This window comes from Pelomonas caseinilytica (assembly GCF_021353235.1).
Lineage (GTDB): Bacteria > Pseudomonadota > Gammaproteobacteria > Burkholderiales > Burkholderiaceae_C > Pelomonas > Pelomonas caseinilytica.
The window spans coordinates 338853-359334 of the sequence record NZ_JAJTWT010000001.1 but is presented as its reverse complement, the minus strand read 5'-3'; the positions used below and the strand labels follow the sequence as shown (position 1 = coordinate 359334).

Here is a 20482-nt window from a genome sequence, read left to right as displayed (position 1 = left end):
GGAGAAGTCCTTGAAGCTGCCCCTCCTGCTGGCCGCGCTGTTAGCGGCGACCGCCCAGGCCCAGACCTACACGGTGCTCTGCGCCCGCGCCGAATGCGGCCAGCTCAAGGTCTCCGAGGCGCCGGGGCGGGTGGAGGTGGACTACCGCTACCGCAACAACGGCCGCGGCCCCGAGCAGAAGGAAGTGCTGGAGTTCGCTGCCGACGGCAGCTGGACGGCCTACCGGACCGAAGGCGTCTCGACCTACGGCGCGCGCATCGACGAGAGCTTCGAGCGCCAGGCCGACGGCCGCGTGCTGTGGCGCTCGCCCGTGGACCGCGGCGAGCGGCCCGACGCGCCCCGCGAGGCCGTCTTCCTGCCGGTGCAGGCCAGCCCCGCCTGGGCCGGCCGGCTCGCGCAGAGCCTGCTGGCCCGCAAGGCAGCGCACACGCCGGCATTGCCCGTGGGGCAGCTGTCCGTCGACAAGGTGGGCCGCCTCGCCCTGCCGGGCCGCGGCCTGGAGGTCGGCCTCTATGCCATCCAAGGCCTGGACCTGCAGCCCAGCTATGTCTGGCTGCGCGAGGACGACCACGCCTTCTTCGCCAAGGTCGACCCCGGCTGGGGCGGCACGGTGCTGCAGGGCTTCGAGGCCGATGCCGACCGCCTGGGCGAGGCGCAGAAGGCGGCCGAGCTGGCCCGGCTGCAACGCCTGGCACGCGAGCTGCCGCGGCCGCTGCCGGGGCTGACCGTCATCGAGGGCGTCCGCTGGTTCGATGCGAACGCCGCGGTCATGCGGGGGCCGTCCGACGTCTACCTCTTCGAAGGCCGCATCGCCGCCATCACGGCGCCGGGCCGCTTCAAGAACGCAGCGCCGGCCCAGCGCATCAGCGGCCGGGGCCGCAGCCTGCTGCCCGGCCTGGTCGACATGCATGCCCACCTCGGCGCGGGCGACCTGCTGCTGGACCTCGCCTCGGGCGTGACGGCGGTGCGCGACGTCGGCAACAGCAATGCGGAGCTGGCCGAGCTGCGCGGGCGCATCGAGCGCGGCGAGGTGCTGGGGCCGCGCGTCGCCGCGAACGGCTTCATCGAGGGCAAGAGCCCGTTCTCGTCGCAAGCCGACTTCGTGCCGGACAACCTGCCGGACGCGCTGGCCGCCATCGACTGGTACGCCGCCCACGGCTACCGCCAGCTCAAGCTCTACAACTCCATCCGGCCCGAGTGGGTGAAGCCCATGGTGGCCCACGCCCGCGAGCTGGGCCTGCGCACCGGCGGCCACGTGCCGGCCTTCATGACGGCGCGCCAGGCCGTGGAGGCGGGCTTCGACGAGCTGCACCACATCAACCAGGTCACGCTGAATTTCCTCGTCGGCAAGGGCGACGACACGCGCACCCTGCTGCGCTTCAACCTCGTCGGCGACAAGGCGGCCGACCTCAAACTCAACGACCGCCGCACCCAGGACTTCATCGCCCTGCTGAAGAAGCGCGGCACCGTCGTCGACCCGACCATGACCGCCTTCGAGGCCCAGTACACCCAGCGCCAGGGCCAGCCCAACCCCAGCTACGACATGGTGGCCGCCAACCTGCCCGCCGTCGTGCAGCGCAGCCTGCTGTCCGCCGAGGTGGACATGGACGACGCCAAGGCGCGCCGCTGGGGAGCGAGCTGGCAGGTCATGATGGAGCTGCTGCGCCGGCTGCATGCGGCCGGCGTGCCCCTGGTCTCCGGCACCGACGCCACCGCGGGCTTCGCCCTGCAGCGCGAGCTGGAGCTCTACGTGAAGGCGGGCATCCCGGCGGCGCAGGCCCTCAAGATCGCGACCTGGAACGGCGCCAAGTACAGCGACCGCCTGGCCGAGATCGGCAGCATCGAGCGCGGCAAGCGCGCCGACCTGGTGCTGGTGGACGGCGACCCCGTCGCCGACATCCGCGCCATCCGCCGCGTGGCGCTGGTGATCCAGGGCCGCGACGGCCAGGCGCACGCCCTCTCGCCCGCCACCCTCTACCAATCCATGGGCATCTTGCCTTTCGTTCCTGCTGCGGATATCCGATGACCCGCTTCTCCGCCCTTTTCCTGGCCCTGCCCCTGCTGGGCGCCTCGACGATGGGGCAGGCCGACACCACGCTGCGCTTCTGCGCCGCGGGCAGCCCCAAGACCTTCGACCCCGCGATGACCGACAGCGGCATCGACCACGTCACCCATCTGCCCATCTTCGGCACCCTCGTCGAGGTCAAGCGCGGCAGCGACCAGCTCGTGCCCGGCCTGGCCAGCAGCTGGAGCGTCAGCGCCGATGGCCTGGCCTACACCTTCGAGCTGCGCCGCGGCGTGCGCTGGCAGTCGGTCGAGGGCTTCAAGCCCACGCGCGAGTTCAATGCCGACGACGTGCTCTTCACCTTCGGCCGCCTGCTCGACCGCGGCGAGGGCCTGGGCGGGGCCTTCGCCAAGGCCGTGCCGGGCGTGTCGCCCTACGTGGTCTCGCTCGGTTGGGAGAAGCTCATCCGCAAGGTCGAGAAGCTGGGCGACCACCAGGTACGCGTCACGCTCGCGGAGCGAGACGCTTCCTTCCTGTCCGCGCTGACCTTCGTCTTCGCGGCCATCGAGTCGGCCGAGCTGGGCGAGCAACTGCTCAAGGCCGGCACGCCCCAGCGCATCGCCCAGATGCCCGTCGGCACGGGGCCCTTCCAGCTCAAGAGCTTCCGGCCCGACGCCGTCATCCGCTACACCCGCCACCCGGGCTGGTGGCGCGACAAGGAGGTGCCGCGGGCCGACCAGCTCGTCTACGCCATCACGCCGGACGCCAACGTGCGCGCCCAGCGCCTCAGGCGCGACGAGTGCGACATCGCCGCGCCCGTGGGCCCGGCGGAGCTGGCCGAGCTGAAGAAGGACCCGGCCATCAAGCTCGCGACGGCGCCGGGCCTGAACATCGGGCTGCTGGCCTACAACACCCGGCGCCCGGCGCTGGCCAAGGTCGAGGTGCGCCAGGCCCTGGACATGGCCATCGACAAGGCGGCCATCCTGCGCACCGTCTACGGCGGCGCGGGCGTGGTGGCGAGCAGCCCCATCCCGGCGGCCAACTGGGCCCACGATGCCACGCTCAGGCCCACGCCCTACGACCCGGCGCGCGCCAAGGCCCTGCTGCAGAAGGCGGGCGTGCTGCCCCTGGACCTCACGCTCTGGGCCATGCCCGTCGTGCGCAACTACAACCCCAACGGCCAGCTGATGGCGCAGATGATCCAGGCCGACTGGGCCAAGGTCGGCGTCAGCGCCCGCATCGTGACCTACGAGTGGGGCGAGTATCTGCGGCGCATCGACGCGGGCGAGCACGACGCGGCCCTGTCGGGCTGGAACGGCGACCCCGAACCCGCCAACACGGCGGGCCAGCTCGCCTGCGGCGCCGCCAGCGGCAGCTTCTGGTGCAATCCGGCCTACGACAAGCTGCTGGCCCAGGCACGCCAGGCCCTGAAGCAGGACGATCGCAAGGCGCTCTACGTCAAGGCCCAGCGCCTGGCCATGCAGGAGATGCCCTGGTCGCCCATCGCCTACGGCCAGCTCGCCGTACCCACCCGCGCGAGCGTCAAGGGCTTCGTGGTGGAACTCGACGGCAGCACCTATTTCGACGGCGTCCTCCCCCGGTAGAAGGAAAAAGAGATGAGCATCAAGAGCGACAAATGGATCCGCCGCATGGCGGAGCAGCACGGCATGATCGAGCCGTTCGAGCCCGGCCAGGTGCGCGAGCGCGACGGCCACAAGATCGTCAGCTACGGCACCAGCAGCTACGGCTACGACATCCGCTGCGCGCCCGAGTTCAAGGTCTTCACCAACATCCACAGCACCGTGGTGGACCCGAAGAACTTCGACGAGAACAGCTTCGTCGACGTCAACAAGGACGTCTGCATCATCCCGCCCAACAGCTTCGCGCTGGCGCGCACGGTGGAGTACTTCCGCATCCCGCGCAACGTGCTGACCGTGTGCCTGGGCAAGAGCACCTACGCCCGCTGCGGCATCATCGTCAACGTGACGCCCTTCGAGCCCGAGTGGGAAGGCTATGTGACGCTGGAGTTCAGCAACACCACGCCTCTGCCGGCCAAGATCTACGCCGGCGAGGGCTGCGCCCAGGTGCTGTTCTTCGAGAGCGACGAGGTCTGCGAGACGAGCTACAAGGATCGCGGCGGCAAGTACCAGGGGCAGGTGGGGGTGACGCTGCCGAAGGCTTGAGCCGGGCCTGCAGCGCCGCTAGGCGGCCTGCAACAGGAACTCGACCTTGACGGCGTCGTAGGGAAAGACAACGCCGCCTCCCTCGGCCCGGTCGAGGACGCCGGCCGCCAGCAGTGCCGTGATGTCGCCGTGAACAGCCTTCACGTCCCGCTCGACCCGCCGCGCGGCCTCACGAATGGAAACCGGACCGGCGCCGCACAAGGCCTTGAGCAGCTCCCAGCGTTTGGCGGTGAGGACCTTCCACAGCAGTTCCGGCGTCGCGAAGCTGATGCGGGACGTCCGCTCCGCCTTGCCCGCCCGCCAGGATTGGGCAAAGGCGTCCAGGGATTCCTTCGCCTGGCGTACTTCAAGAATCACTGTTTTCACGGTTCCACCTCGCGATGTCCTGTTCAAAGGCGGCAACGAGTGCTTCCGGCGTGGTGAAGGCGTAGCCGGATTCCTTGTCGCCGACATGGCGGTGATCGCCCTTGCCGGCCTCGTTGTCGTAGCGCACCACGCAGACGCCGTCGACCACGTAGGCGAGCCGGTACTTGAACGAGTGCGCCGACCCAGCCAGCGGTGAGGGAAGCGCCCAAAGTACCAGTTCGGCGAAGGCGTTCTCGGCGTAGACGATCCGGGTCCGGGCGACAAGCCTCGCTTTCATGCCGAGATGATGGTCAGATCTTCTGATGTTGTCAAATTGTCCAACGGTTTGTGTCGAACCCGGGGCCGTCTCACATCCGGCACTTGAGCCGCATCAACGGCGGATAGCCCGGCCTTTTCGGGCTTTATCCGGCCTTCGCCCGGCCGAGGCCCCGGCACCATGGCGGCACACGCCAGAAGTCCGCCGAGGCCCGCCATGCTCATCCCCCTGCACCTGATTCCCGTCCCCGCCGACGAGCCGCGTGGCATGGGCGAGCCCGGCCATGTTCCGAGCGTCCTCAAGATCGCCGAGGGCGTGCACCTGGGCGACATCCGCGCTCTCGGCTTGACCGTGTCGGGTGCGGCCAACGGCGCCGTCAGCACGGGCGAACTGCTGCGCTTCGGCCAGCTGATGAACGATGCCGGCCTGGCCATCAACCCGACCCGCATGCTCTACGACCGCCACTACGCCTACGAGCGCCTGGCCGAGGGCTTCGGCAGCGACCATCCGGGCCTGCGCGAGCTGGCGCTGGACCTGTTCGAGGGCTACCAGTCGGCCGGCGAGTGGATCGGCCTGGCGCATTGACGCCGCGGGCCTGAGCCTGGGGCTTTCCCGAGGCCGAAGCCTGCCTTTCCTCACCCAGGGTTTCGGGCCACCCCGGGTTACGCTTGCGGTTTCGCGTTTTCACCGAACCGCTCCATGACACGTCATTCCCTTTCGCTGCTGGGGGCCGCCGCCCTGGCGACCCTGGCCGCCACGTCCGTGCATGCCGATGAAGGCATGTGGATGCCCAAGCAGCTGCCGCAGATCTCCAAGGCCCTGAAGGCCGGTGGTCTGGCCCTCGACCCCGCCGCCCTCAAGGACCTGACGGCCTTCCCGATGGGGGCCGTCGTCTCGCTGGGCGGCTGCTCGGCCAGCTTCGTCTCGCCGCAGGGCCTGGTGGTCACCAACCACCACTGCGCCTACGGCAGCCTGCAGTTCAACTCCACGCCCCAGCGCGACCTGCTGAAGAACGGCTTCTACGCGGCCACGCTGGCCGATGAGCTGCCGGCCGCCCCGGGCAGCCGCATCTACGTCACGGTCGACATGAAGGACGTCAGCGCCGAGGTGCTGAACGACAAGACCCGCGCTTTGGCCGGCAAGGCCCGCACGGACGCCATCGAGGCCACCGAGAAGCAGCTCGTCGCCGCCTGCGAGGCCGACAAGGGCCATCGCTGCAACGTCTATTCCTTCTTCGGCGGCCTGCAGTTCCAGCTGATCAAGCAGCTCGAGATCCGCGACGTGCGCCTGGTGCACGCCCCGTCCACCGGCGTGGGCCTGTTCGGCGGCGACGCCGACAACTGGATGTGGCCGCGCCACACCGGCGACTACAGCTTCTACCGCGCCTACGTCGGCGCGGACGGCAAGCCGGCCGACTTCAGCAAGGACAACAAGCCCTACGTCCCCAAGTACCACCTCAAGATGGCGTCCAGCCCGCTCAACGAGGGCGACTTCGTCATGGTCACCGGCTATCCCGGCCGCACCAACCGCCACCGGCTGCCCACCGAGGTGGACTTCGCCTTCGGCTGGGAGCAGCCGGCGCGCATCAAGTCCATGGGCGAATCCATCGACATCATCAAGGCCGAGACCGCCGGCCGCCGCGACGGCGAGATCAAGATGGCCGCCCGGATGCAGGGTCTGCAGAACTACTTCAAGAACCTGAGCGGCCAGCAGCAGAGCTGGGACGGCAGCGACATCCTCGCCCGCAAGCAGGCCGAGTTCGACAAGCTCAAGGCCTGGGTCGACGCCTCGCCCGAGCGCAAGGCCCGCTACGGCGCCGACATGGCCGCCACGGAAAGCCTGATCGCCGAGCGCCAGGCCACCGCCAAGGCCGAGCATCTGCTGCCCTTCATGGCCCCGGCCATGCTCAACGCGGCGCGCCAGCTGCTCGAGACCGCCGACCAGCGCGCCAAGCCCGACGCCGAGCGTAAGACCGGCTTCCAGGACCGCGACCTGCCGCGCCTGCGCGCCGCCCAGCAGCAGCTCGACCGCCGCTACGACGAGCCCACCGACAAGCGCCTGGCCGCCCATTTCCTGGCCCGTTATGTCGCCCAGCCCGCGGACACGCTGAACCCGGCCTGGCTCAACGCCCTGGGCGTGAAGCCGGGCATGGATGAGGCCGCCATCCGCGCCCAGCTCGACAAGCTCTACGCCGGTAGCAAGCTCGCCGACACGGCCACCCGCATGGCCTGGATGGACAAGGACGTCGCGGCCTTCAAGGCCAGCGACGACGCCTTCATCAAGGCCGCCGTGGCCCTGCACGACGACGACCAGCGCCGTGAGAACCGCGACAAGGAGCTGGCCGGCAAGCTGCAGAAGGCCTATGCCGGTACGCAGCAGGCCCTCATCGACTACCACGCCAGCCGCGGCGAGGTGGTCTACCCCGACGCCAACAGCACGCTGCGCATCAGCTTCGGCAAGGTCGAGGGCCGCAACCCGGGCAGCGACGGCACGACCTGGACGGCCTTCACGACGCTGCGCGGCATCGTCGCCAAGCACAAGGGGCCGGACGAAGCCGGCGGCGAGTTCAATGCGCCGGCCAACGAGCTGGCCGCCATCAAGGCCCGCCAGTTCGGCAACTACTACATGAAGAGCCTGGACTCCGTGCCGGTCAACTTCCTGGCCACGCTGGACACCACCGGCGGCAACTCCGGCTCGCCGGTGTTGAACAAGAAGGGCGAGCTCGTCGGCCTGCTCTTCGACGGCACGCTGGACGCCGTCATCTCCGACTGGGACTTCAACCCCAAGACCGTGCGCAGCATCTGCCTGGACGCCCGCTACATGCTCTGGCAGATGAGCGTCGTCGACAAGGCCACGCGCGTCCTCGACGAAATGGCTGTGAAGTAGCCCACCCCCTACCGGCTTCGCCGGCCCCCTCAAGGGGGCTGAGCCCGGACACAAACAGCCCTGAGGGCTGTTTGTGCCTGGCGAAGAGTCGCGCCACTGGCGCGGCGCGGCCTGCAAGGCCTGCCAGTGGCCCGGCAAAGCCGGTTCCACGGCTGCCGCTGGAGGAGAAGAACGGCAGCATTTCGCTGCCGTTCTTCGTTTTGGCCTCTATTCCTTGGCGATGGCCTCGACCTGGATGCGCAACTGCACGTCCATCTTGAAGCCCCAGTCCTTGCCGGCCGCGAGGCCGAACTCGTCGCGGTTGAAGCTGCCCGACGCGTCCGCGCCGCACAGCTCGCGCTTGAAGACGGGATGGGGGATGCACTTGAGCTGGCGGATGGCCAGGGTCACCGGCCGGGTCTGGCCGTTGAGCGTCAGTTCGCCCACCACCCGGGCCGGCACGCCGCCGCTGCCGCCCTCGAAGCGGCCCGTGTAGCGCGCGCTGGGGTGCTTGGCCACGTCGAAGAACTGCTCGCCGCGGGCCCAGGCGTTCAGCGCGTCGAGGCCGAAGTCGATGCTGGCGAGGTCCATCTCCACGTCGACCTTGCCCGTGCCGTCGGCCTTGTCGTACACGATGCGGCCGGTGCTGTGGTTGAGCTTGCCGCGCCAGACCGAGAGGCCGCCCATGTGGTCGGCCTCGAAGCTGGGATAGGTGTGCGTGGGGTCGATGTCGTAGGTGGTCGGCGCGGCCTGGGCGAGGCCGGCGGCGAGGAGCAGGAGGCAGAGCAGGGCGGCGGGCTTCATCGGGGGTCCTGTGTCAGTGGATGTGGAAGTTCGGGCGGCAGTATCGGGATGCCTGACACTACGACGATCCAGGCGCGGCGATTTCGACAGCCGCCTTTGAACCCGATGCCATGAAGTTCCGCCTGCCGCTCGCCCTGCTGACGCTCGCCCTGGCCGCCTGCGCGCCGCTCAAACCCCAGCCTCCCGCCGAAAAGCGCTACGCCGCCGCTGAACTGCTGGCCCTGCAGCCCGGCGCGCTGTCTTGGCCGGCCGCGTCGACGGAGGGCGAACGCGCCCGGCGCGAGGCGGCGGTGGCCGGCATCCGCGCCCGCATCGCCCTGCCGCCCGGCCCCGGGCGCGACGCGGCCCTGCCGGCCCTCTTCGAGGCGGTGGCCCAGTACAACGCCGAGGCCGACGCGGCCCGGCCCCTGCTGCTCGACGCCCTGCCCACGCTCGGCGGGCGCGACCCCGAGTTCCAGCGCGCCCTGCTGACCGCCGCCCACACCCTCTATCCGGCCGAGTCGGCGCCGCTGCTGTGGCCGCTGCTGCCCCAGCTCACGGCGAGCAAGCCCTTCGCCATCGCCGCCTACACCCTGCTGCAGGCCGCCCCCGGCGCCGCGCCGCGCCTGCTCGCCCTCGTGCCGCAGCAGTTCCCGGCCTGGGCCGACGACCCGCGGCTCACCGCCCTGATGCAGCGCCTGCAGCCCTCGCCGCTGGCGCCGCCGCCGCTGGCCGAACTGCTGGCCGCACCGCTGCGGCCGGGCTTCCCGGCCATCGTCAGCCTGCAGCGGCCGGGCCGCCAGCAGATGGGACTGGCCCTGGTGCGCGGCGCCGACGGCCGCTTCGTGCGCGAGGCGTCGGGGCGGCTGTTCGCGTCGCCGCAACTGGCGCTGGCCCGCAGCGGCCTTCCCGGCATCCTGACCAATGGCAACACGCCGCAGGGCCTGTTCACCATCGTCGGCGCGGGCACGGCCACCAACCCCAACATCGGGCCCACACCCTACCTGCACAGCAAGCTGCCCATCGAGGCGACGCCAGCCGAGTTCGAGCACGTCGACGCCACTGGCGCGGCGGACTGGACCCAGGCCTTGTACGAGAGCTATCTGCCGCCGTCCTGGGCGGGCTGGCCGCCGTTCAAGGAGGCCTGGCTCGCCGGCCGTGCCGGCCGCGACGAACTCCTGGTGCACGGCAACACCTTGAACCCGGCCTACTACGCCGGCGCCAGCTACTTCCCCGGCGCGCCGCAGCAGGGCTGCCTGATCTCCAGCGAGGACTGGGACCCGGCCACGGGCCGGCTGCTCGCCAGCGGCCAGCTGCGCCTGGCCCAGGCCTACGCCGCACAGGCCCGGCCGGACCTGGCGGGCTATCTCATCGTCGTCGAGCTGCCGGGCGACGGCCCCGTCAGGCCCGGCGAAGCCGAGGCCGCCGTGGCTGCCGCCGGGCGTTGAACACCATGCGAAGACCACTTGCCCTAACGCTCATCCTGCTCGCCCTGGCGGCTCTGCCCGCCGCGGCCGACGAGGCCCCGCGCCTGACGCCCAGCGCCGATGGCCGCGAACTGATCGACCCGACGGCAGGCCTGGCCTGGTCGCGCTGCGTGGAGGGCATGGACTGGGATGGCCGGCGCTGCACCGGCACGCCCCGGCTGGCCACCCATGCCGAAGCCCTGGCGATGGGGCGGGCGCGCGCCGGGGCCGAGGGACGTGCCTGGCGGGTCCCGCGCGTCACCGAGCTCAGGCGGCTGTTCGAGCGCCTGGCCCATGGCAAGTCCGCTGAAAGCCTGGCGCCCGCGGCACCGGCCGGCTGGTACTGGACGAGCACCACCCGCATCGAAAGCGAGAAGGTCAACGCCTACAGCTATCGCAACGTCGAGCGCGGCCTCACGCAACGCCAGGTCGACCGCCTCGTCGTGCAGTCGGGCTGGGCCGTGGAGCAGCCCGGCGCGGACGTGCGCGGCGACGTGGCCAAGCGCGAGAAGCTGGCGGTGCGCCTGGTGCGCACCCTGGACCCCGCCCCCGCGCCGTGATCCATCTGCTGCCGCCCACGCCCGAGGTCGCGGACGAGTTGCTGCGCTTCGAGACCGACAACCGCGCCTTCTTCGAGGCCCGCATCAATGCCCGGCCGCCCGGCTACTACTCGCCCGAGGGCGTGCGCGCCGCCATCGAGCTGGCCCTGCGCGAGGCGAAGGAGGACAAGGGCTACCAGTTCCTCGTGCGCGACGCTGCCGGCGAGCTGGTCGGCCGCGTCAACCTCATCGGCGTCAAGCGCGCCCATTTCCATTCGGCCGAGCTCGGCTACCGCATGGCCGAGAGCGCCTGCGGCAAGGGCCACGCGAGCGAGGCGGTGCGCCAGGTGCTGGCCAAGGCCTTCGGCGAACTCGGCCTGCGGCGGCTGGAGGCCAACGCCCGCGTGGACAACGAAGGCTCGGTGCGGGTGCTGCTGCGCAACGGCTTCAGCGTCTACGGGCGCTCCACCAAGAGCTTCGAGCTGGGCGGCGTCTGGCACGACCGCCTGCATTTCGAGCGCCACGCCTGACGGCGCCGGCGGCCTCAGCCCAGGCGGCGCAGCGCCTTCTGCAGCGGTGCCAGCCAGGCCTCGCGGCGCGTGGCGTCGTCGAGGTCCAGCACGCCGGCCAGCAGCGGCCACAGGAATTCCCGCAGGTTGTGCAGGTCGGTCAGCGCGGCCTCGTCCCACTGCCGTGCCTCCTGGAGCGGGCGCAGCAGGTTGTCCAGCCAGGCCTGCCAGCCGGCGGCGTCGGGCTCCAGGCGCAACTGCAGCTGCAGCGCCGCGCGCGCCAGCCGGGCGCCTTCGCCGAAGCGATAGGCATGGCGGTGGTCCGCCATCACCTGGGCGGACACGGCCGCGAGCAGGCGCAGGCGCTGGGGAGCGGTCAGCGCGGCATTCATGCCGAGCTGCAGGGCCAGGTCGGCGCCATGGGCCACGCCATGGCGCCAGCCCTCGCCGGGCGTGAAGCCGCGGTAGTCGCGCACGCCGGCCAGGAAGCGCGCCGCATGCTCCACCAGGTCGGCACGCTGCGCCGGCGTCAGCCAGGGCTTGAGCCGGTCGGTGCGCGCGACTTCGGCCAGCGTCAGGGCCGCAAAGGGCGGGTGCACGCCGGCCGGGTCGGGGGCGGCGTCGAGCACGGCGACCAGCTCGGTGCGCAGGCGCTCCAGCGTGGCGGGGGTGAGCCGGTCGCCGCGCGCCCAGGTGGAGAGCTGGTTGAAGGCGAGGTCGTCGCGCAGGTGTGGATCGGGGCTGGCCAGGCAGGGCAGCAGTTCGACGGCGAGCTGCTGGATGCGCGCGGCGTCGGTCTCGTCCTTCAGGCCTTGCGGGGGTGAACAGGTCCCGGCGCAGGCGCCGGCGGTGCAGAGCAGCCAGGAGAGGCAGGCGAGGGCGGGCTTCATGCGGCCAGTAGCGCACGGCCCGCGCCGGCGGGCGAAAGTCACCGCGGCGGGGGGCGCTGGCGCGGCGGCTCAGGCCGTCGGGAAGGTGCCGGGCACGAGGATGTCGCGGGTGACGTTGGTGAGCCGGGTGTGGCCGCAGAAGGCCATGGTCACGTCCAGCTCCTTGTGCAGGATCTGCAGCGCCTTGGTCACGCCTTCCTCCCCCATGGCGCCGAGGCCGTAGGCCATGGCCCGGCCGATCATCGTGCCGCGGGCGCCCAGGGCCCAGGCCTTGAGCACGTCCTGGCCGGAGCGGATGCCGCCGTCCATCCAGACCTCGATCTTGTCGCCCACCTCGGCCACGATGGCCGGCAGGGCGTGGATGCTGCTGGGCGCGCCGTCGAGCTGACGGCCGCCGTGGTTGCTGACGACCAGGGCGTCGGCGCCGGACTGCACGGCCAGCTTGGCGTCCTCGACGTCCATGATGCCCTTGAGGATGAGCTTGCCGCCCCACTGCTCCTTGACCCAGGCGATGTCCGCCCAGGACAGGCGCGGGTCGAACTGCTCGTTGGTCCAGGCGGAGAGCGAGCGCATGTCGCTGACGCCCTTCACGTGGCCGACGAGGTTGCGGAAGGTGTGGCGCCGCGTGCCGGCCATGCCCAGGCACCAGCGCGGCTTGGTCATGAGGTTGAGGATGTTGGCCAGCGTGGGCCGCGGCGGCGCGGTCAGGCCGTTCTTCAGGTCCTTGTGGCGCTGGCCGATGACCTGCAGATCCAGCGTCAGCACCAGGGCCGAGCACTTGGCGGCCTTGCAGCGCTCGATCATGCGCGCCATGGCCTCGCGGTCCCGCATCATGTAGAGCTGGAACCAGAAGGGCTGGCTGGTGTGCTCGGCGATGTCCTCGATGGAGCAGATGCTCATCGTCGACAGCGTGAAGGGGATGCCGAACTTCTCGGCCGCGCGGGCCGCGTGGATCTCGCCGTCGGCGTGCTGCATGCCGGTCAGGCCCACGGGCGCGATGGCCACGGGCATGGCGGCGTCCTGGCCCACCATCTTCACGGCGGTGCTGCGGCCCTCCATGTTGACGGCCACGCGCTGGCGCAGCTTGATGGCCTGGAAGTCGCTTTCGTTGGCGCGGTAGGTGGTTTCGGTCCAGGAGCCGGAGTCGGCGTAGTCGTAGAACATGCGCGGCACGCGCTTTTCGGCGAGCTGGCGCAGGTCTTCGATGCAGGTGATGACGGGCATGGCGCAGGGGCGTCGGAAGGATGGCCGCGATGCTAGGGCCGGCGCGGCCGGCGCGCCCCGGAAAAAACCTCAGTGGGCGGCGGAAAGGTTTTCCGCTTCCAGCGCGCGGCAATGGCCGTGCAGCCAGGCCGCGAAGGCTTCGGCCGCGGGGCTTGGGCGGTGGCGCACGAGGCCGTAGTGGCGGTCTGCCTGCACGGCGAGCGCGAAGGGCTGCAAGAGCCGCCCCTCGACCAGTTCATGGCGGGCCAGGCTGAGCCGGGCCAGCACCACGCCCTGCCCGGCGAGGGCGGCGGCCAGCGTGAGGCCGAGGTCCACGAAGCGGGGGCCCGCATCGGGCTCGGCGGCGTCGGCCAGGCCGGCGGCGGCCAGCCAGGGCGCCCAGGGCTGCAGCGGCGTGCGCAGCAGCGGCAGCGCGAGCAGGTCGGCGGGCTGCTGCAGCGGTGGGAAGCGCTCCAGCAGCGCCGGCGCCGCCAGCGGCGTGAGCCGGTCGCGCAGCAGGACCTGGGCCGGGGAGATCTCGTCGGGGACCGCGCCGTGGCGGATCTCTAGGTCTGCACCCGCGTCGCCCTCGGCCAGCAGCGGCACGGAAAGGGTCAGCTCCAGTTCCACTTCGGGGTGCGCCGCGGTGAAGTCGGGCAGGGCCGGCACCAGCAACTGCCGGGCGAAGGTGGGCGTGGAGCTGATGCGCAGGCGCTCGCGCCTCTGGCTGGCGCGCTGGTGCAGCGGCATGGCTTGCAGCAGCGCCAGGGCCTGGCGCACCTGGGGCAGGTATTCGTGCCCCGCGGCGGTCAGGCCGAGGCCGCGCGGTCCGCGGGTCAGCAGCGGCTGGGCGAGGCGGTCTTCCAGGCCGGCCAGGCGCTTGGCGACGGCGCTGGCCGTCAGGGCCAGTTCGGCGCCCGCCGCCTCGAAGCTGCCCAGGCGGGCGCAGGCCTCGAAGGCGAGAAGGGCATCGAGGGAGGGAAGGCGGGCACGGCTCATGGCAGGCCAGAATGTGCCATCGATGACGGAGCCGGACCCGCCTGGCCCTCGGCGTGGAGATCAGAAGCTGAGCGTCGTCGGTCCGGCATCGCTGGACGGGGGCCGCAGATAGCCGCCGAGCGTGCCCGCCACGGCGGCGACCACGCCCACGGCCAGGCGGCCGGCCTGGCGCAGCGGCTGGGGCTTGTCGGCCTTGCGGCGCTGCTCGATGCGGGGCTGCACGACGGCCTGCACCAGGGCCAGTTCCTGCTGGCGCTCGCCGATGAGGAAGGCCAGGCGGCGTGGGTCGGCGAAGCGGTGGGCCAGCGTCCGGACGGCCTTCAGCTCGCGCTTGTGCACCAGCACGCCTTGCGGGCGCAGGGCGCAGCCGAGGTTGCGGCTGCGCAGGTAGAGGGCCTTGGCCGCCAGGCGGTCGGGCAGGCAGCCCACGCCGGCGTACAGGCAGTTGGCGAGGTTGAAGGTGGCTTCGGCATGGCCCATGGCGGCGGCGGACACATAGGCCGACAGGCCGCGCGCCTCGTCGGCCGGGCCGCCGCGCCCGGTCATCAGCACACGCCCGAACTGGAAGCGGCCGATGGCACTGCTGCGTGCCGCGGCGCGCTCCAGCAGGGCGCGGGCCTGGACCGGGTCGGCCGGCATGCCCAGGCCCTCGAGCTGGCACAACCCCAGCATGGCCAGGCCGTCACCGTCGCCGCTCTCGGCGGCGGCGCGGAACCAGCCCACGGCGCGGGCGTAGTCGGGCGGCGTGGCCTGGAACAGGGCCAGGCCCTGCTGCAGCGGGTTGACGGCGGCGGTGGTGACGGCCACGGTGTCCGGGGCGGCGCCGGGGTGTGGGGACTTCATGGGCGGGAAAGGCGTCTTCCTGCATTCTCGCGGAGGAGGACGGGCCCGCCCCGGCCGCCTGGCCGGCGAGCACAGCGCCTCTCGTCGCCGGGTGTGGCGGGACCGTGAGGATTTCACGAATCGCCGCGGCCGGGCGCGGTGGCCGCTAACTGTCTATCGAGGCGTACCGAAGTCCTGCGTCCAGTAGCTGCGGTAGGGGGTGCCGGCATTGCCGGCGACGCAGGCCACGCCGATGTCGCGGAAGGCCGCGTTCATCAGGTTGGCGCAGTGGCCGTCGCTCTTCATCCAGCCGTCCACCACCTCGGCGACGCTGGACTGGCCGGCTGCGATGTTCTCGCCCCAGCCGCGCCAGGGGTAGCCGGCGGCCGTCATGCGGTCGCCGGGGCTGCTGCCGTCGCTGCCGGTGTGGTCGAAGAAGTTGCGCGCGACCATGTCGTCGCTGTGCGCGACGGCGGCCTGGGTGATGGCGGCGTTCCAGGCCAGGTCGGGAGCGGCCGGGAAGCTGCCGCGCGTGCCGCAGCTGGCGCCGGCGCGGCGGCGCGCGTTGACGGCCGCCAGCATCTCGGCCTCGAAGTTGGGCAGGTTGCAGGTGATGCGGGTGCCCGCGGTGCTGGTCGGCTGCGAAGCCGAGGAGGCCGGCGCGGAAGGCGTGGCCGGCGCAGTGGCGCTGGAGCCGCCGCCGCCACCGCAGGCGGCGAGGATGGTCAGGCTGGCGAGCAGGGCGGTGGACGCGAGGCGGGATGCCGTCGGGCGGGTGAGGGCTGTGGCGGGGAAGCGGCGCATGCCGCCAGCGTCGCATGGGCCCCGTCGGCGCCGGTTACCGGGTGCAGCCGGGGCTGACGGCGGGCAACATCCCCACACAACTGCCCTCGGCCACCGCGGCGCTTCGTGACTTAAGCCGCATTCAGAGCTGCCACCAGGCCGGCAGCAGCGCGCGCACCTCGGGCCGGCGGTAGCGCCGATCCAGCAGCCAGACCCAGCCGCGGTCGTCCACCGAGCGCAGCACGCGCCCGGCCGCCTGCACGACCTTCTGCATGCCGGGCACGAGGTCGGCATAGCCGTGGTCGGCGCCGAAGAGGCCGTCCAGCCGCTCGCGGATCTGCTCCTGCAGCGGCGACACCGGCGGCAGGCCCAGCGTGGCGATGAAGGCGCCGATCAGGCGCGTGCCGGGCAGGTCCACGCCCTCGGCGAAGGCGCCGCCCAGCACCGCGAAGCCGATGCCGCGGCCGTCCGGCACGAAGCGGTCGAGGAAGGCCCGCCGCGCCGCCTCGCCCATCGCGCGGGACTGGCTCCATTGCGGCACGCTGGGGTGGCGCCGGGCCAGGCGGGCCGCGGCCTTGTCGAGGTAGTCGAAGCTGCTGAAGAAGGCGAGGTAGTTGCCCGGGTGCTCTTCGAACTGCCGCGCCAGCACGGCCACGAGGGCGTCGAGCGAGGCCTCGCGGTGCTCGTAGCGCGTGGACAGGCGGTCGGCCACACGCACGCTCAGGTGCTCGGGCGGAAAGGGCGCAGGCACGTCGATCCAGGCGGTGTCCTCCGGCAGGCCGAGCAGGTCGCGCTGGTAGTCGGCCGGGCCGAGGGTGGCGGAGAAGAGCGTCGCGCTGTGCAGGCCCTCGAAGCGCTGCCTCAGGAAGGCGCCGGGCACGATGTTGCGGATGGAGAGCAGCACGTCGGCTCCGTCGGGCAGCGCGGGCCCGGTGTCCTCAGCGTGGTCCGGGTCGTCGTCGAGCAGCGAGAGGTTGACCGGCACGGCGGCGCGGGGCTCGGCCGGTGCGGCGGCCCGCGCCGTGGCGGCGCCGCGCTCCAGGTCGCACAGCGAGTGCTCGCCGAACTTGTCGAGGACCCGCTGCAGGGACAGGGTCTCGAAATAGAACTGCATCAGCGGCCCGTTCTCGAGCGGATGGTTCTGCATGTGCTCGCCCAGGGCGGCGTTGACGAGCTGCAGGGCGTCGGCCAGGGCCTCGGGCACCTCGGCGAAGGCCTGGTAGGCGGCCGGCTGGGCGCCGGCCAGGGTGGCCAGTTCACGCGCCAGCCGGCGCAGCGTCGGGCGCATGGGCTTGGGCGCCTGGGGCAGGGTGTCGCGCACGCTTTGCAGGCTCAGCGTGGCGCTGTACATGGCGCGGGCGCGGTCGACGAGGTTGTGGGCCTCGTCCACCAGCAGCGCGAGGCGCCAGTCCTGGGACTGGGCGAGGTTGAAGAGCTGGCCATGCGGATCGAAGGCATGGTGCACGTCGCCGACGACCACGTCGGCCCAGCGCAGCAGCTCCTGGCCGAGGTAGTAGGGGCAGATGCCGTGCTGCAGGGCGATGCGGCGCTGGGCGGACGGGTCCAGCCAGGCGGTGCGGACCGCCTCCTCGCGGGCGGCGGGCAGGCGGTCGTAGAAGCCGCGGGCCAGGGGGCAGGCGTCGCCATGGCAGGCCAGGGTCGGGTGCTCGCAGGCCTGCTCCTTGGCGACCAGCGTGAGCGCGCGCAGGTGGCGCCCCGGCGTCGCTTCGCGCAGGGCCTGCAGGGCGTCCAGGGCCATGATGCGGCCGGTGCCCTTGCAGGTCATGTAGCCGATCTTGTCGAGCTGCCGGGACGGCATGGCGCGCAGCAGCGGGTAGAGGGTGCCCAGGGTCTTGCCGATGCCCGTGGGCGCCTGGGCCAGCAGGCAGCGGCCGTGGGCGGTGGCGCGGTAGACGGCCTCGGCCAGCAGGCGCTGGCCGGGGCGCAGTTCGCCCAGCGGGAAGGGCAGTTGCGCCAGCGCCTCGTCGCGCGCGGCGCGGTGGCCCGCCTCCTGGGCCGCCCAGGCCTCGAAGGCTCGGCAGCGGGCCTCGAAGGCGGCCTGCAGCGCCGGGGCCGCCACGGTCTCGCGCAGCACGGTCTCGTGCTGGGTGTCGGCATCCACGTAGACCAGGGCCAGCTCCAGCTCGGCCAGGCCACGATCGGCGGCGATGAGGGCGCCGTAGGTCTCGAGCTGCGCCCAGTGCAGGGCGCGGCGGTTTTCCGGAATGATCTCTACCGGGCCGCGGATGGTCTTGATCTCTTCCAGCCGGTTCACGTCGGCTTCGAAGCCGTCGGCCCGGCCGCGCACGCGCAGGTGGCCGTGCTGGCCCTGCAGCGGCAGCTCGGTCTCATAGCCTGGCGAGCGTCGGGCGATGACGGCCATCTGCCCGGCCTGGCCTTCGAGGGCGGTGGCCGAGGGCGTGAAGCGGCGGTCGAGGTCGCCGCGTTTGGCGGTGAACTCGCACAGGCTGCGGACCGAGACGGTGTAGGTCCAGGAAGAAGGCTCGGGCGACGTCATCAGAACAGCGAGAGATTCTCCCGCTCGGGCGCCTTGGCGCGCTCCGCGGCCGGCACGGCCGGCGGCACCTCGCTGGCATGGACGAGGTTGCCGATGCGCACGCCCATCAGCCGCAGCCGCTTGTCGAACTTGACGCGCTTCAGGCACAGGCCCGCGGCATGGCGGATGTCGGCGGCCGTGAGGATGGGCGTTTTCAGCGTCTGGTCGCGCGTGACGGTGACGAAGCCCTCGAAGCGCAGCTTGATGCCCACCGTCTTGCCGGCGTAGCGCTTGCGGGCGAGGTCCTGCGCCAGGCGTTCGCAGAGCTCGTCCATGATGCCGCCGAGCAGGGCCTTGTCGTGCACGGCGTGCAGGTCGCGCTCGAAGGTGGTCTCGCGGCTGATGGAGACCGGCTCGCTGTGCGTGACGATGGGGCGCGAGTCGCGGCCGTGCGCGGCGTTGTGCAGCCAGTGGCCGTAGCTTTCGCCGAACTGCTCGATAAGCCAGCGCGGGTCGGCGGCGGCGATGTCGCCCACCGTCTGCAGGCCGAGCTTGACGAGGCGGTCCCCCGCCTTGGGGCCGATGCCGTTGATCTTGCGCACGGCCAGCGGCCAGATGCGCGCCGGAATGTCCGCCAGGGTCAGCACGGTGATGCCGTCAGGCTTGTCGAGTTCGCTCGCGATCTTGCTGAGCAGCTTGTTGGGCGTGATGCCGATGGAGCAGGTCAGGCCCGTGGCCCGCCAGACGGAGTTCTTGATCTCCCGCGCCACGGCCTTGACGCCGCCGAGCGGGTCGTGGCCGACGGCGTCGCGCACGCCGGGCACGTCCGTCAGGTCGATGTAGATCTCGTCGATGCCGCGGTCCTCGATGACGGGCGCCACCTCCGCGACGGCGGCTTTGAACAGGCGCGAGTACTTGCGGTAGCTGTCGAAGTCAGCCGGCAGCAGGATGGCGTCGGGCGCGCGCAGCGCGGCCTTCATCAGGCCCATGGCCGAGAACACGCCGAGGTCCCGGGCGGCGTAGGTGGAGGTGGTGACGACGCCGCGGCCGGTGTAGTCGCGCAGCCGGGCGTACTGCCAGGAGCCGTCTTCGCGCTGCCGCGGCGCATCGGCCCGCCGCCCGCCGATGACGACGGCCTCGCCCTTGAGCTGCGGATAACGCAGCAGCTCGACGGACGCGTAGAAGGCGTCCATGTCGAGGTGGGCGATCCAGCGGTCGGGCTGCGGCATGGCCGGGATTGTCCGGCCAGGCGGGTCAGGCCCTGGCAGCAGGCCCGGTCACCACAGCGCGTGCACCTGCGGCGCGATGCGGCGGCGGTAGAGGTCGGCCAGGGCCTGCATCAGCGGCGCGGGCAGGGCGGCCAGGTCGGCGGCGCTGACGTTCTCGTCCACCTGCTCGGGCGTGCGTCCGCCGGGGATGGCGGCGGTCACGGCCTCGTGCATCAGGATCCAGCGCAGGGCCAGGCGGGCCATGCTCACGCCGGGCGGCAGCAGGCCGCGCAGCTCCTCGACGGCGGCCAGGCCCTGCTCGTAGTCGACGCCGGAGAAGGTCTCGCCCTTGTCGAAGGCTTCGCCCTGGCGGTTGAACTTGCGGTGGTCGTCGTCGCTGAAGCGGCTCTGCCGCGTGAACTTGCCGCTGAGCATGCCGCTGGACAGCGGCAGCCGGGCCAGCACGCCGACCCGGGCCGCCTGCGCCGCGGGCAGGAAGGCTTCGGCGGGCCGCTGGCGGAAGAGGTTGAAGATGATCTGCACGGACTGCACGCCAGGGTAGGCGAGGGCCGCCATGGCCTCGTCAATGCGCTCGACGCTGACGCCGTAGTGGCGCAGCTTGCCCTCGCGGACGAGGTCGTCCAGGGCGTCGAAGACCTCGGGCATGGCGTAGACGGCGCTGGGCGGGCAGTGCAGCTGCAGCAGGTCCAGCGCCTCGGTCTCGAGGTTGGCGAGGCTGCGCTCGACGAAGGGGCGCAGGTCGCGGTAGCCCTCGGCGACATGCGGGTTCAGGCGGCGGCCGGCCTTGGTGGCGACGTGGAAGGCTTCGCCGGGCCGCTCACGGCGCAGCCGGGCGAGCAGCCGCTCGCTGTGGCCGTCGCCGTAGACGTCGGCGGTGTCGAAGAAGTTCACGCCGCGGTCCAGGGCGTGGTGCAGGGCCGCAATGGCGGCCGTGTCGTCGGTGTCGCCCCAGGTGCCGCCGATGGCCCAGGCGCCGAAGCTGATGGCGGAGACGTTCCAGCCGGTGCGGCCGAGAGGACGGTAGATCATGGCGAACAGCGGGAAGTGGGAGGCGCATTGTCGTTGATGGCGCTCCCATCCCGCTTGC

General features: G+C 71.8%; 19 protein-coding genes. 8 read left to right on the top strand and 11 right to left on the bottom strand.

What is annotated here, in order from left to right; genetic code table 11:
• The first annotated feature begins 10 nt into the window (after window positions 1-10).
• The 3 genes from LXT12_RS01690 to dcd are packed head-to-tail and all read left to right on the top strand — an operon-like array spanning window position 11 to window position 4188.
• The gene (locus LXT12_RS01690) at window positions 11-2026 is read left to right on the top strand and encodes an amidohydrolase family protein (protein ID WP_233388831.1); all 2016 of its coding nucleotides are present in this window, start codon (window positions 11-13) and stop codon (window positions 2024-2026) included.
• Window positions 2023-3609: an ABC transporter substrate-binding protein gene (locus LXT12_RS01685; protein ID WP_233388830.1), complete on the top strand. Its 1587-nt coding sequence runs from the start codon at window positions 2023-2025 to the stop codon at window positions 3607-3609. The genes LXT12_RS01690 and LXT12_RS01685 overlap by 4 nt, the downstream gene beginning before the upstream one ends.
• A 12-nt stretch (window positions 3610-3621) precedes the next feature.
• Window positions 3622-4188 (top strand): dCTP deaminase, encoded by a 567-nt coding sequence (gene dcd / locus LXT12_RS01680; RefSeq protein WP_233388828.1) that lies wholly within the window; start codon window positions 3622-3624, stop codon window positions 4186-4188.
• Window positions 4189-4206: 18 nt separating this feature from the next.
• Here dcd and LXT12_RS01675 read toward each other — a convergent pair whose 3' ends face one another.
• Both LXT12_RS01675 and LXT12_RS01670 read right to left on the bottom strand, forming a co-directional pair.
• Complete coding sequence (locus LXT12_RS01675) at window positions 4207-4554, bottom strand: HVO_A0114 family putative DNA-binding protein (RefSeq protein WP_233388826.1); 348 nt, start codon at window positions 4552-4554, stop codon at window positions 4207-4209.
• Complete coding sequence (locus LXT12_RS01670) at window positions 4535-4831, bottom strand: toxin-antitoxin system TumE family protein (protein ID WP_233388824.1); 297 nt, start codon at window positions 4829-4831, stop codon at window positions 4535-4537. Before LXT12_RS01670 ends, LXT12_RS01675 begins: the two co-directional genes overlap by 20 nt.
• A gap of 195 nt (window positions 4832-5026) precedes the next feature.
• Between LXT12_RS01670 and LXT12_RS01665 the strand changes: the two genes are divergently transcribed.
• Together LXT12_RS01665 and LXT12_RS01660 are read left to right on the top strand one after the other, a co-directional pair.
• On the top strand, window positions 5027-5395 hold the full coding sequence (locus LXT12_RS01665) for a hypothetical protein (RefSeq protein ID WP_233388822.1): 369 nt from the start codon (window positions 5027-5029) through the stop codon (window positions 5393-5395).
• 114 nt (window positions 5396-5509) lie between these two features.
• Window positions 5510-7696 carry a S46 family peptidase gene (locus tag LXT12_RS01660; protein ID WP_233388820.1) on the top strand — a complete coding sequence of 729 codons (2187 nt, stop codon included), beginning with the start codon at window positions 5510-5512 and terminating at the stop codon, window positions 7694-7696.
• 207 nt (window positions 7697-7903) lie between these two features.
• On the opposite strand, the gene LXT12_RS01655 is transcribed toward LXT12_RS01660, so the two are convergent.
• Window positions 7904-8479, bottom strand: coding sequence for a YceI family protein (locus tag LXT12_RS01655; protein WP_233388819.1), 576 nt, complete (start codon window positions 8477-8479; stop codon window positions 7904-7906).
• Between the two features lie 110 nt (window positions 8480-8589).
• Between LXT12_RS01655 and LXT12_RS01650 the strand changes: the two genes are divergently transcribed.
• From LXT12_RS01650 to LXT12_RS01640, 3 genes are read left to right on the top strand one after another with little or no spacing between them, the layout of a single operon-like run.
• Window positions 8590-9906, top strand: a complete 1317-nt coding sequence (locus LXT12_RS01650; protein ID WP_233388817.1) for a hypothetical protein — start codon at window positions 8590-8592, stop codon at window positions 9904-9906.
• A gap of 5 nt (window positions 9907-9911) precedes the next feature.
• On the top strand, window positions 9912-10484 hold the full coding sequence (locus LXT12_RS01645) for an Lcl domain-containing protein (protein ID WP_233388815.1): 573 nt from the start codon (window positions 9912-9914) through the stop codon (window positions 10482-10484).
• The gene (locus LXT12_RS01640) at window positions 10481-10993 is read left to right on the top strand and encodes a GNAT family N-acetyltransferase (protein WP_233388813.1); all 513 of its coding nucleotides are present in this window, start codon (window positions 10481-10483) and stop codon (window positions 10991-10993) included. Before LXT12_RS01645 ends, LXT12_RS01640 begins: the two co-directional genes overlap by 4 nt.
• 14 nt (window positions 10994-11007) lie before the next feature.
• Here the strand turns inward: LXT12_RS01640 and LXT12_RS01635 are convergent, their stop codons facing one another.
• From LXT12_RS01635 to LXT12_RS01600, 8 genes are all read right to left on the bottom strand, one after another.
• Complete coding sequence (locus LXT12_RS01635) at window positions 11008-11862, bottom strand: DUF2785 domain-containing protein (RefSeq protein WP_233388812.1); 855 nt, start codon at window positions 11860-11862, stop codon at window positions 11008-11010.
• Window positions 11863-11931: 69 nt separating this feature from the next.
• On the bottom strand, window positions 11932-13086 hold the full coding sequence (locus LXT12_RS01630; protein WP_233388810.1) for an alpha-hydroxy acid oxidase: 1155 nt from the start codon (window positions 13084-13086) through the stop codon (window positions 11932-11934).
• 69 nt (window positions 13087-13155) lie between these two features.
• Window positions 13156-14064 carry a LysR substrate-binding domain-containing protein gene (locus tag LXT12_RS01625; protein ID WP_233388808.1) on the bottom strand — a complete coding sequence of 303 codons (909 nt, stop codon included), beginning with the start codon at window positions 14062-14064 and terminating at the stop codon, window positions 13156-13158.
• Between the two features lie 60 nt (window positions 14065-14124).
• A complete protein-coding gene (locus LXT12_RS01620) occupies window positions 14125-14907 on the bottom strand; it encodes a tetratricopeptide repeat protein (protein ID WP_233388806.1) in 783 nt (260 codons plus the stop codon).
• A gap of 153 nt (window positions 14908-15060) precedes the next feature.
• Entirely contained in the window at window positions 15061-15690 is a 630-nt protein-coding gene (locus LXT12_RS01615; RefSeq protein WP_233388803.1) for a CAP domain-containing protein, read from the bottom strand.
• A gap of 121 nt (window positions 15691-15811) precedes the next feature.
• Window positions 15812-18187 carry an ATP-dependent DNA helicase gene (locus tag LXT12_RS01610; RefSeq protein ID WP_233388801.1) on the bottom strand — a complete coding sequence of 792 codons (2376 nt, stop codon included), beginning with the start codon at window positions 18185-18187 and terminating at the stop codon, window positions 15812-15814.
• Window positions 18187-19395: a DNA polymerase IV gene (gene dinB, locus LXT12_RS01605; protein ID WP_233388799.1), complete on the bottom strand. Its 1209-nt coding sequence runs from the start codon at window positions 19393-19395 to the stop codon at window positions 18187-18189. Before dinB ends, LXT12_RS01610 begins: the two co-directional genes overlap by 1 nt.
• Window positions 19396-19443: 48 nt before the next feature.
• The gene (locus tag LXT12_RS01600) at window positions 19444-20424 is read right to left on the bottom strand and encodes an aldo/keto reductase (protein ID WP_233388797.1); all 981 of its coding nucleotides are present in this window, start codon (window positions 20422-20424) and stop codon (window positions 19444-19446) included.
• Between the last annotated feature and the right edge of the window lie 58 nt (window positions 20425-20482).

What these genes read in the sequence shown, in the direction of transcription:
- LXT12_RS01615 (WP_233388803.1), bottom strand. Translation starts at nt 15,690, where the DNA reads ATGCGCCGCTTCCCCGCCACAGCCCTCACCCGCCCGACGGCATCCCGC.
- LXT12_RS01670 (WP_233388824.1), bottom strand. Translation starts at nt 4,831, where the DNA reads ATGAAAGCGAGGCTTGTCGCCCGGACCCGGATCGTCTACGCCGAGAAC.
- LXT12_RS01610 (WP_233388801.1), bottom strand. Translation starts at nt 18,187, where the DNA reads ATGACGTCGCCCGAGCCTTCTTCCTGGACCTACACCGTCTCGGTCCGC.
- LXT12_RS01630 (WP_233388810.1), bottom strand. Translation starts at nt 13,086, where the DNA reads ATGCCCGTCATCACCTGCATCGAAGACCTGCGCCAGCTCGCCGAAAAG.
- LXT12_RS01645 (WP_233388815.1), top strand. Translation starts at nt 9,912, where the DNA reads ATGCGAAGACCACTTGCCCTAACGCTCATCCTGCTCGCCCTGGCGGCT.
- LXT12_RS01620 (WP_233388806.1), bottom strand. Translation starts at nt 14,907, where the DNA reads ATGAAGTCCCCACACCCCGGCGCCGCCCCGGACACCGTGGCCGTCACC.
- LXT12_RS01635 (WP_233388812.1), bottom strand. Translation starts at nt 11,862, where the DNA reads ATGAAGCCCGCCCTCGCCTGCCTCTCCTGGCTGCTCTGCACCGCCGGC.
- LXT12_RS01650 (WP_233388817.1), top strand. Translation starts at nt 8,590, where the DNA reads ATGAAGTTCCGCCTGCCGCTCGCCCTGCTGACGCTCGCCCTGGCCGCC.
- LXT12_RS01600 (WP_233388797.1), bottom strand. Translation starts at nt 20,424, where the DNA reads ATGATCTACCGTCCTCTCGGCCGCACCGGCTGGAACGTCTCCGCCATC.
- dinB (WP_233388799.1), bottom strand. Translation starts at nt 19,395, where the DNA reads ATGCCGCAGCCCGACCGCTGGATCGCCCACCTCGACATGGACGCCTTC.
- LXT12_RS01665 (WP_233388822.1), top strand. Translation starts at nt 5,027, where the DNA reads ATGCTCATCCCCCTGCACCTGATTCCCGTCCCCGCCGACGAGCCGCGT.
- dcd (WP_233388828.1), top strand. Translation starts at nt 3,622, where the DNA reads ATGAGCATCAAGAGCGACAAATGGATCCGCCGCATGGCGGAGCAGCAC.
- LXT12_RS01685 (WP_233388830.1), top strand. Translation starts at nt 2,023, where the DNA reads ATGACCCGCTTCTCCGCCCTTTTCCTGGCCCTGCCCCTGCTGGGCGCC.
- LXT12_RS01660 (WP_233388820.1), top strand. Translation starts at nt 5,510, where the DNA reads ATGACACGTCATTCCCTTTCGCTGCTGGGGGCCGCCGCCCTGGCGACC.
- LXT12_RS01655 (WP_233388819.1), bottom strand. Translation starts at nt 8,479, where the DNA reads ATGAAGCCCGCCGCCCTGCTCTGCCTCCTGCTCCTCGCCGCCGGCCTC.
- LXT12_RS01625 (WP_233388808.1), bottom strand. Translation starts at nt 14,064, where the DNA reads ATGAGCCGTGCCCGCCTTCCCTCCCTCGATGCCCTTCTCGCCTTCGAG.